The sequence below is a fragment of the Bradyrhizobium sp. P2_E8 genome (assembly GCF_056403875.1).
Window position 1 is genome coordinate 1 of sequence record NZ_JBFUES010000257.1, and the last position, 8,177, is coordinate 8,177.

Annotated in this window: 10 protein-coding genes and 1 pseudogene; 5 read left to right on the forward strand and 6 right to left on the reverse strand. The window is 61.8% G+C overall.

What is annotated here, in order from left to right; genetic code table 11:
• Window positions 1–375: 375 nt before the first annotated feature.
• The 3 genes from AC1D00_RS16335 to AC1D00_RS16345 all read left to right on the forward strand — a co-directional run bounded on the left by AC1D00_RS16335 (window position 376) and on the right by AC1D00_RS16345 (window position 1,418).
• Window positions 376–657, forward strand: coding sequence for a hypothetical protein (locus AC1D00_RS16335; protein ID WP_477011391.1), 282 nt, complete (start codon window positions 376–378; stop codon window positions 655–657).
• Window positions 658–696: 39 nt separating this feature from the next.
• Window positions 697–927 carry a hypothetical protein gene (locus AC1D00_RS16340; protein ID WP_135177485.1) on the forward strand — a complete coding sequence of 77 codons (231 nt, stop codon included), beginning with the start codon at window positions 697–699 and terminating at the stop codon, window positions 925–927.
• A 98-nt stretch (window positions 928–1,025) separates the two neighbouring features.
• Entirely contained in the window at window positions 1,026–1,418 is a 393-nt protein-coding gene (locus AC1D00_RS16345) for a hypothetical protein (RefSeq protein ID WP_477011392.1), read from the forward strand.
• A gap of 158 nt (window positions 1,419–1,576) precedes the next feature.
• Here AC1D00_RS16345 and AC1D00_RS16350 read toward each other — a convergent pair whose 3' ends face one another.
• The 3 genes from AC1D00_RS16350 to AC1D00_RS16360 all read right to left on the reverse strand — a co-directional run bounded on the left by AC1D00_RS16350 (window position 1,577) and on the right by AC1D00_RS16360 (window position 3,696).
• Window positions 1,577–1,951, reverse strand: coding sequence for a DUF427 domain-containing protein (locus AC1D00_RS16350; RefSeq protein ID WP_477011393.1), 375 nt, complete (start codon window positions 1,949–1,951; stop codon window positions 1,577–1,579).
• A gap of 74 nt (window positions 1,952–2,025) precedes the next feature.
• A complete protein-coding gene (locus AC1D00_RS16355) occupies window positions 2,026–2,937 on the reverse strand; it encodes an alpha/beta fold hydrolase (protein ID WP_404558716.1) in 912 nt (303 codons plus the stop codon).
• A gap of 15 nt (window positions 2,938–2,952) precedes the next feature.
• On the reverse strand, window positions 2,953–3,696 hold the full coding sequence (locus AC1D00_RS16360) for an SDR family NAD(P)-dependent oxidoreductase (protein ID WP_477011394.1): 744 nt from the start codon (window positions 3,694–3,696) through the stop codon (window positions 2,953–2,955).
• A 191-nt stretch (window positions 3,697–3,887) separates the two neighbouring features.
• Between AC1D00_RS16360 and AC1D00_RS16365 the strand changes: the two genes are divergently transcribed.
• Both AC1D00_RS16365 and AC1D00_RS16370 read left to right on the forward strand, forming a co-directional pair.
• On the forward strand, window positions 3,888–4,838 hold the full coding sequence (locus tag AC1D00_RS16365; RefSeq protein WP_135177489.1) for a LysR family transcriptional regulator: 951 nt from the start codon (window positions 3,888–3,890) through the stop codon (window positions 4,836–4,838).
• Between the two features lie 132 nt (window positions 4,839–4,970).
• Entirely contained in the window at window positions 4,971–5,408 is a 438-nt protein-coding gene (locus AC1D00_RS16370; protein WP_477011395.1) for a hypothetical protein, read from the forward strand.
• 83 nt (window positions 5,409–5,491) lie between these two features.
• Here AC1D00_RS16370 and AC1D00_RS16375 read toward each other — a convergent pair whose 3' ends face one another.
• From AC1D00_RS16375 to AC1D00_RS16385, 3 genes and pseudogenes are all read right to left on the reverse strand, one after another.
• Window positions 5,492–6,010, reverse strand: coding sequence for a hypothetical protein (locus AC1D00_RS16375; protein WP_135177490.1), 519 nt, complete (start codon window positions 6,008–6,010; stop codon window positions 5,492–5,494).
• Window positions 6,011–6,199: 189 nt separating this feature from the next.
• On the reverse strand, window positions 6,200–7,747 hold the full coding sequence (locus AC1D00_RS16380) for an acetolactate synthase large subunit (RefSeq protein ID WP_477011396.1): 1,548 nt from the start codon (window positions 7,745–7,747) through the stop codon (window positions 6,200–6,202).
• 46 nt (window positions 7,748–7,793) lie between these two features.
• Window positions 7,794–8,177, reverse strand: a pseudogene (locus AC1D00_RS16385) (hypothetical protein); the annotation flags it as partial.

The window sequence follows — 8,177 nt, forward strand, 5'->3', positions numbered from 1 at the left end:
GGCCTACGCGCTCGGCCAGGGCGATCCCCTGCACTGAGCGCGTGACGGAAGATGGTGCAAAGGCCGCTCGTGTCGTGCGAGCGGCCTTATGGCCATCTTGCCCCGACGAGGAGAGGTGACTGAGGTCCTAGCGCGCATCGAGCCAAACGCCGCGCGAGCGGCAGGTTCTTTGAACGTGTCATTCGGGGTAAAATCAACAAGGAGATCGCCGGCTTTGGGCGCAACAGAGCGCACGATGACGTGCATACCGCCACGGCTGCTGCACTGACATCTTTGCGAAACACCTTGCAGCGCACCTACGGAACAGCATTACATCTGAGAAATTCGCGGAACGAAACGGCTCATCAGTCTTTCTCTGACCTTCGGGAGGTGCCCATGACTTCTCAGGCCATAGAAGGCGCATGTGCGTTCGCATGGCGGAACTACTTGCTGCTCCATAGTGGTATCAGTGAGAACGACAGCAGGCGTTCCGCCCTCTTTCGCTACGTCACCAATCTTCGCGGTACCGGCGAATATGATTTCGATCTCTTGCAAATAGCAGCGGTCGCTTACCTGAAAAAGCTGGACGAACTGCATGACGACCGACGTGCGAGACTCGCGGCAGACCAGGCTTTGGCCGAGCGGTTAGCATCACGCGGTGCACAACCTGGCAGGTAGCTTTGGGCTCAATCACCAGAGCAGAAGGAGCAAGCAGCCATGGCAGACAACACCTCTAACTCAGACCGTCTCGCGCGCGACGCCCAAAAGCGCACAACCGCAGCGACAGAAATCGGTATGATTGCCTTGAAGCCAATTATGCATTTTCAGGTCTCAATGCTGAGGATGTGGGCCGACAGCATCGAAAGGTTTGCGGGCAATTACGAAAAGGGATTCGAAGAAACCGTGACCGCAGTCGAGGAACAGTCCGACAAGGATCGCGCCGCGTAAATCAACGCAATCGTTCGGCGGAGTCCGAGCTGGGTCAAAAGCGGTCATTGCCGGAAGGCGCTTTATACATCCGCTATCGGCTGAACGATGCGGCCAACATGCTGTTGCAGATCTTCCCCGATCCCCACGATCCCGACCACAATGCGCTGACCGGCTTCCGTGCCATGGGTCCAGGGCGCGCCATGGACTGGGGCCGCTTCATCGATCTCGACACGCGCCCTTATTGCGTCGAGGACGACGACACCAATGCCGACAACAAGCGGCGGCTTCAGTTCGCCTACCGCATCGATGCGTCGCTGGTCGACCCGCTGCGCAAGCTGCCGCCGGAAGTCGCGTCCAATCCGTCGTCGCAGCTGGCGGCTCGGCCTGCCCTCGGGCCAGACCGTCGCCAGGGTGATGAATCTGACGCCGCTGACGGACGACCAGATCATCATCGGCAAGGCCGTCGACGAGCCGGGACCGGACGATCCGCAAGCACCCCACCACCATAAATGCTACGATCCTTGGGCTGTTCTTAGTTCCTGTTCGCACTGGTCGTCGTGACTTTCTCCATCACATCGCTCACGGTGAGGCTAGCCGCCTTCGCTCCGTCGCTATCATGATCGATCTACGAAGCTGTTGCCGAACATCAGCAGACCGCTCCGTGCGCTCACCGGCTAATTATCTCGTCGACCCGGTCCGGGTAGAAGGCGACGTAGTCCTTGATCTGCGCCACCGCTTCAAACGGCGTCTCATAAGTCCACACCGCATTGACCGAACGATCTCCTCCAACCGGAATGCTGTAATAGGAGGCGTCGCCCTTGTAGGGACAGTACGACGTGTGTTCGCTCCGCGTGAGCGCGGTCATATCGACGTCCCGACGGGGGATATACTGAACGGACGGATAGGACGCCTCGCGCAGCGTTAGCGCAGCGCTTGTATCTGCGACGGTCTTTCCGCCGATCTTGACCACGACGCGCGACGGGTTCACCTCGATCGAAATCGGGTGATCAGCCCCCGGAATCTTCACCACTTTGTCTGCCATGATTTGCATCCTTTTTCAGTTGGAAACGGGGTCTTGGGCGGCGTTTCCATGACCTGGCTCCGTGTCCCAGCCAGCTAAATTGCTTCCGAGACGATGGAGGGGAATGGTAGCCGCTCGGCGGGTTGCAGGTTCGCATCGTCGCCTTGATGTGACGATCTGAGGAACTGATCGGCTTGCGACACGAAGAGTTCCGGGTACTGGTAGAACGACCCGTGATTTGCATCCGGATAAAGGATGAGCTGCGCATTCGGCAGGTTTTGCTGCAGGATGTAAGAGTTCACCGTAGGTATGATGACATCGTTACTGCCCTGCACGATCAGCGTCGGCTGGCGGATATTTTTCAGATGGTCGAAGACGCGCTCGGCCGGCGCAATGTATTTGCCGATGGCTTCGCGCTGCGCGGATGCAGCTTCTCCGCTCACCTCGGGATCGCGATCGTCGCGGGAAAGCTTGCGTTCCAGAAAGGCGAGGCCTGCCGCCTGGCTCGAAGGGGACGGCGAGAAGTGAACGGCGAGCCAGAGATACTCCGGCGAGTCGTAGGTGGCGGCGAATATCTCTGCTGATCTGCTCGTTGCCATGTCAGCCCCACGCGGCCCGGTTCCGACAAGAATGAGCCGGCGAACTAGATCGGGAGCCTGGATTGCAATTTCCTGGGCGACCATGCCGCCGATGGAAAAGCCGAGCACGTCGACCTTGGTAAGCCCGAGTGCCTTGATGAACGCGATCGCATTTGCACCCATTTCCTGAAAGCTCGTCGGGACCCGGCCTGAACTGCTCGATACGCCCGCATTGTTGAAGAGGATCACCTCGTGGTTCCCGGCCAGACCGTCGGTGACGGCCGGGTCCCAATAATCCATGGTCCCGCGGAAATGCTGGTTGAAGACCAGCGGCACGCCACCTGCCCTGCCGAAGCGGCGATAGGCGAAGCGGATGCCGTTGGCCTCGATGAACCGCGTGGGAGCGGTCTGGTGATTGTGTTTTGTCATGGAGGGCCCCGACAGTCAGTGGCTCTTGCCGCCATCGACATGGAGGACATGGCCGGTGATGAATGAGGCTCCTTCCGACGCGATGAAGACGATCGCATTGGCAAGCTCCTCCGAGAGGCCGAGGCGAGCCATCGGCACGGTCGTCACCAGAGCCGCCTTGTTCTCGGGGGTGCCGGTGAAGCGGGTCAACATGCCGGTGTCGGTCGGACCGGGAGCCACGGCGTTCACACGGACGCCCGACTTTGCGAGTTCGAGCGCCACCGACTTGGTAATGCCTTCGACGGCGTGCTTGCTGCCGACATAGATGGACGCTCCAGCCGCGCCCTCATGCCCGTAGGTCGAGGAGATGTTGATGATGTTGCCGCTGCCCTGTCCCTTCATGACGCGGGCTTCGTGCTTCATGCTCAGCAGCACGCCGAGAACATTGGTGTCGAACGTCGCGGCGTAGCTTTCCGCGGTCTGGTCGGTAATCGGGCCGGGTTTGCCTTCGGTGCCGGCATTGTTCACCGCGACATCGAGACGCCCGAAGCGCTCGACCGTGCGGTCGACAAGGCGACGGACATCGTCTTCCTTGCGCACGTCGGCTTGGACGAACTCGGCCTCGGCACCGGACGCACGGAGTTCGCGGACCAAGGCCTCCCCGGCATCCGGCTTTCTCCCGGAAACAACGACGCGATGGCCTGCTTTTGCGAACGCGACTGCTGCAGCGCGGCCGATGCCAGTGAGGGCCCCTGTGATCAATACGACTGACGATGACATGACTATCTCCTTGAAAAAGCGAGGTTTTGAACAGAGGCTCCTCTGCTCTGGACCGCCCGTCATCTCCATCTGTTCAGTGAAGCGAAAGAGACCGCAGCGTTCGGCCGAAGATGAGCGCTCCTGAACGCTTTGAAAATTGGGCCGCAATTCCAAACATATCGGACTAGAATGTCCGAAATGGAGGATCGCCTATGGACAGTCTGGGGTCGCTCAATGCCTTCGTACGGGCGGCGGAAGCCCGAAATTTCACGGTCGCGGGACGGCAGCTTGGCGTGTCGTCGTCAGCGATCGGCAAGGCGGTAGCGCGGATGGAGGAACGGCTCGGCGTGCGCCTTCTCCATCGCAGTACGCGCAGCATCACGCTCACCGCGGAAGGTGCCCGGTTTCTGGAGCGTTGCCGTCGCATCTTTGCTGAGATTGAAGCGGCCGAGCTTGAGCTGTCGCAGACGCACGAAACTCCGCGCGGCACACTGCGTGTCGCCCTGCCATTGGCCGGCATGCTGATGATGCCCACTCTGGTCGCGTTCATGCGGGCATATCCGGAGGTAACATTGGATCTCGATTTCAGCGATCGGGTCGTCGATGTGATCGAGGAAGGCTTCGACGCCGTCGTGCGCTTCGCCGACGCCGGCGACACGCGCTTGATGTCCCGGGCTTTGGGCATGTATCGACGACGCCTGGTGGCATCGCCGGCCTATCTGGCGGCCAAAGGCGTTCCTCAGACCCCCGACGACCTTAAGGCTCATGCCTGTCTGCGCCACATGTTTCCAACCAGCCGAAGGTTCGAGCGATGGCCGCTGCGGGGAGAGCATGCCGACATCGAGAACGAGCTGCCAAAGACGGTCGTGGCGAGTACGCTTGAGCCGCTCATCTATATGGCCGAACAGGGCATGGGCATCGCATACCTGCCGGACTTCGCCATCAACCGCCAGCTTCGCGAAGGTCTGCTCGTCCCCGTGCTCGACGATTACACTGATCGTTCGGGACCACTACGGGTCCTGTGGCCGTCGAGCCGGCAACTCGCTCCCAAACTCAGAGCCTTCGTGGACTTTCTCGCCGCGAACCTTGTGCCATCCGTCGAGGGCGAAGCAGAAAGCGGGATAAGTCCCCTAGCAAAGGTCGATCTCGATCGGCGCGGGTAAGCAATGTTGGCTGCACTTCGAGACCGAGCGCTTCTGCGGTCGTGAGGCCAGTGTACACCTCAATCTTTGTGGACTGCTGAAGGGCAAGTCAGTCAATTTTCTTGGGCAATCGCCTGATCGACACAGGTCGACATGTTGATGCAGATCAATGGTCATCCCGACGCTTCGGGATCAAGTGCCGCGGATGCCACTTCATCGTCACGGGAGACGAGCATGCGGATGTTGGCTGTCGCTGCTGTCCTGAGCCTGACGCCGGTTACGGCATTCGCCGCCTCCGAGTGCCGGGTCACCGGTCATCCGTCCGCRTTTGGTGTCGACATGACGGCCTACTTCGCGGTCAGGTCGGGTGAAACGTGCAATTTCCCGATGCGAATTCCGGGAGCGATGCTTAGCTCGGGCGTTTCGCAGAAGCCTGCGCACGGGACGCTGAGACAGATCAACGTAACGACGTTCAGGTACACCGCGGCATCCGGTTACAAGGGCAACGATACGTTCGCCATCTATGGTGAAGGAAAGGGTCCATACGGGTCAGGCAGATCGATCATGACGGTGAATGCAACGATCGAGTAGGAGCGGCAAACGAACCATCCGAGGCCGTTGGGCAAGCTCCAATCACTCTGTGTCCTCGACATCCGACGTTAGAAGTCCACGCCCTAATGTGCGGCTCCAAGGCCGAGCTCCGCGAGGCGCGTTGCGAACCAGCGCGACAGCGGCTCATCCACGAGGCCGCCGACATAGACCTCCGACATCGTCACGTGGTGCTTGTCCAGCACCAGCAGCACGCCGATCCAGCAGGCGAACCAGACATGCGGATCGGTCAGCGCCCGCAGCTTGTGCTGGTCGTGCGTCACCGGCGTGTGATTGCTCGCCTTGCGGATCTCGACGCTAAGCAAATTGTTCGGGATCTCGCGCTGATGCACGACGACATCGGGGTAGATCGACTTGTCCAGATGATCGTCGGTCGAGATGATGGTGCCGTGCGGCAGGTGCAGCGTGCGCTCGCCGAGCCGGTCGTAGTTGCAATCGACCGACCAGCCCGAGAACTGCTTCTCCAGATGCACGGCGAAGCGATGCGTGATCGCGCGCTCGCCGATGTCCTTTTCGAACAGGAATCCCTCGTGGGCGTAGAAGTCCCGGAGCGCCGCGATCACCTTGTTCAGCTCGGTCTGCATCTTGCCCCCCGGCCCATTGCGCGCTTAGCTCAGTGTCGTCCCGGCGAAGGCCGGGACCCATACCGCGAAGTCTATCGAGTGCGCGCGGTGCGCGTACCGGACCCCGAATCTTCGCCAAACCTCTCCCTGGGGTTATGGGTCCCGGCCTTCGCCGGGACGACGCCGAGAGAGAACTTGGCCAACCAGACCCTACATCTGAACTTCGATCAGCCGCGGGCCGGGCTCGGCGACGGCTTCGGCGAGTGCCTTGTTGAACTCGTCGGCATTGGTGACGGCGCGGCCGGGCACGCCCATGCCCTTCGCCAGCGCCACGAAATCCAGCGTCGGACGGTCGAGCCGCAGCATATCGTTGGCGCGCTGGCCGGGCTCGCCGGCGCCGACATTGTCGAACTCGCCGCGCAGGATCTGGTAGATGCGGTTGGCGAACACGATCGTGACGATGTTGAGGTTCTCTCTCGCCTGCGTCCACAGCGACTGGATCGTGTACATCGCGCTGCCGTCGCCGACCATGGTGATCACCTTGCGGTCCGGGCAGGCGATCGCGGCGCCGATCGAGAGCGGCGTGGAGAAGCCGATCGAGCCGCCCATGTTCTGCAGCCAGTCGTGCGGCGCGGCGGCCGCCGTCGGCGGGAAGAAGGCGCGGCCGGTGGTCAGCGACTCGTCGACCAGGATCGCGTTCTCGGGGATCGCGTACGCGATCGACTGCGCGATGGACGCGTGGGTCAGCGCGCCGGTCGGCTTGACCAGCTCGGCCACGGCCTGCGGCTTGACGTCCCTGGCGCTCGCCTTCACGGCACCCGCAAGCGCTTCCAGCGCCGCGACCGAATTCTCGCCCCAGGAGGTCATGCGATGGACGTCGCAGCCTTCGGGCCTCAGTACGCTCGGCTTGTTCGGATAGGCGAAGAACGCCACGGGATCGTCGGACTCGACCAGCACGATGTGGCGGAACTTCGCCAGCATCGGCAGCGCGTTCTCGATCACGTAGTGGATGCGGTCGATCGAGAAGCGGCCGCGGCCGCGCGCCATCTTGGGACGGAAGGTCGGGCCCATCACGGTGCAGCCGGTCTTGGCCGCGATGCGCTCGGCCAGCGCCAGGCCCTGCTCGGAGAGCGCGCTGCCGGTCATCAGCAGCAGCGTGCCTTCGCCGTCGCCGTGCAGGATTTTTGCGGCCTGCTCGACCGCCTGCGGCGAATAGCTGGCGCGTTGCTGCTCGGCCGGGACCTCGGCGATGCCGTCGGCTTCGTTCCAGGCGGTGTCGGCGGGCAGGATCAGGGTCGCGATCTGCGGCGGCGCGCTTTTGGCGGCGGCAATCGCAGCGGCGCCGTCGGCGGCAACCGATTTGGAATCCGGCGAGGTGCGGACCCAGGACGACATCGGCCGGGCAAGGCCCTCGATGTCAGAGGTGAGCGGCGCGTTGTAGCCGATATGGTAGACCGCGTGCTGGCCGACGATGTTGACGATGCCGGAATTGGCCTTCTTGGCGTTGTGCAGGTTGGCAAGCCCGTTGGCGAGGCCGGGACCGAGATGCAGCAGGGTCGAAGCCGGCGTGCCCTTCATGCGGAAGTAGCCGTCGGCAGCGCCCGTTACCACGCCCTCGAACAGGCCGAGCACGCAGCGCATGCCGGGCACGCGGTCGAGCGCTGCGACAAAATGCATCTCGGAGGTGCCCGGGTTGGTGAAGCAGACGTCGACCCCACCCTTGACCATCGTCCGCACCAGGCTTTCCGCACCGTTCATCCCAAAGCTCCCGCAACCGGCAATATCCAAAGATCCGTCCGATCAATCATTGTTCGCTCGTCTCGTCAAAGCAATAGCCGGCATCGCGGCCCTGCCCCGCATGACGACGCGCTGGTTTGGCTAACGCCCCGTTCCGATGGAATCGGAACGGAGCGTTAGATTCTTGTTTTGACGCGTTTTCCTTGTGCGAGCCGGTATCCACTTCGCTTGAAAACGCTCTAATGTTTTCCGGCAAATTGGCCCGGTTGCCGATTTGGTAACGGCATTCGTTAAGGTTGACCTGCCTCACGGGGCCGTGGCTTGCGAAATGCCGGCAAATATGGCCTGTGACGTTCGTTGAATCGATTTTTTGCTGGGGGAAACAATGATCCGGTTTTTTGCCGCGCCGATTGCCGCCATGGCGCTCTTGCTGGCTGGCGCGGCCGACGCA

Excerpts from the sequence above, each read along its gene's own strand:
- AC1D00_RS16335 (WP_477011391.1), top strand. The coding sequence starts at position 376 with ATGACTTCTCAGGCCATAGAAGGCGCATGTGCGTTCGCATGGCGGAAC.
- AC1D00_RS16340 (WP_135177485.1), top strand. The coding sequence starts at position 697 with ATGGCAGACAACACCTCTAACTCAGACCGTCTCGCGCGCGACGCCCAA.
- AC1D00_RS16345 (WP_477011392.1), top strand. The coding sequence starts at position 1,026 with ATGCTGTTGCAGATCTTCCCCGATCCCCACGATCCCGACCACAATGCG.
- AC1D00_RS16350 (WP_477011393.1), bottom strand. The coding sequence starts at position 1,951 with ATGGCAGACAAAGTGGTGAAGATTCCGGGGGCTGATCACCCGATTTCG.
- AC1D00_RS16355 (WP_404558716.1), bottom strand. The coding sequence starts at position 2,937 with ATGACAAAACACAATCACCAGACCGCTCCCACGCGGTTCATCGAGGCC.
- AC1D00_RS16360 (WP_477011394.1), bottom strand. The coding sequence starts at position 3,696 with ATGTCATCGTCAGTCGTATTGATCACAGGGGCCCTCACTGGCATCGGC.
- AC1D00_RS16365 (WP_135177489.1), top strand. The coding sequence starts at position 3,888 with ATGGACAGTCTGGGGTCGCTCAATGCCTTCGTACGGGCGGCGGAAGCC.
- AC1D00_RS16375 (WP_135177490.1), bottom strand. The coding sequence starts at position 6,010 with ATGCAGACCGAGCTGAACAAGGTGATCGCGGCGCTCCGGGACTTCTAC.
- AC1D00_RS16380 (WP_477011396.1), bottom strand. The coding sequence starts at position 7,747 with ATGAACGGTGCGGAAAGCCTGGTGCGGACGATGGTCAAGGGTGGGGTC.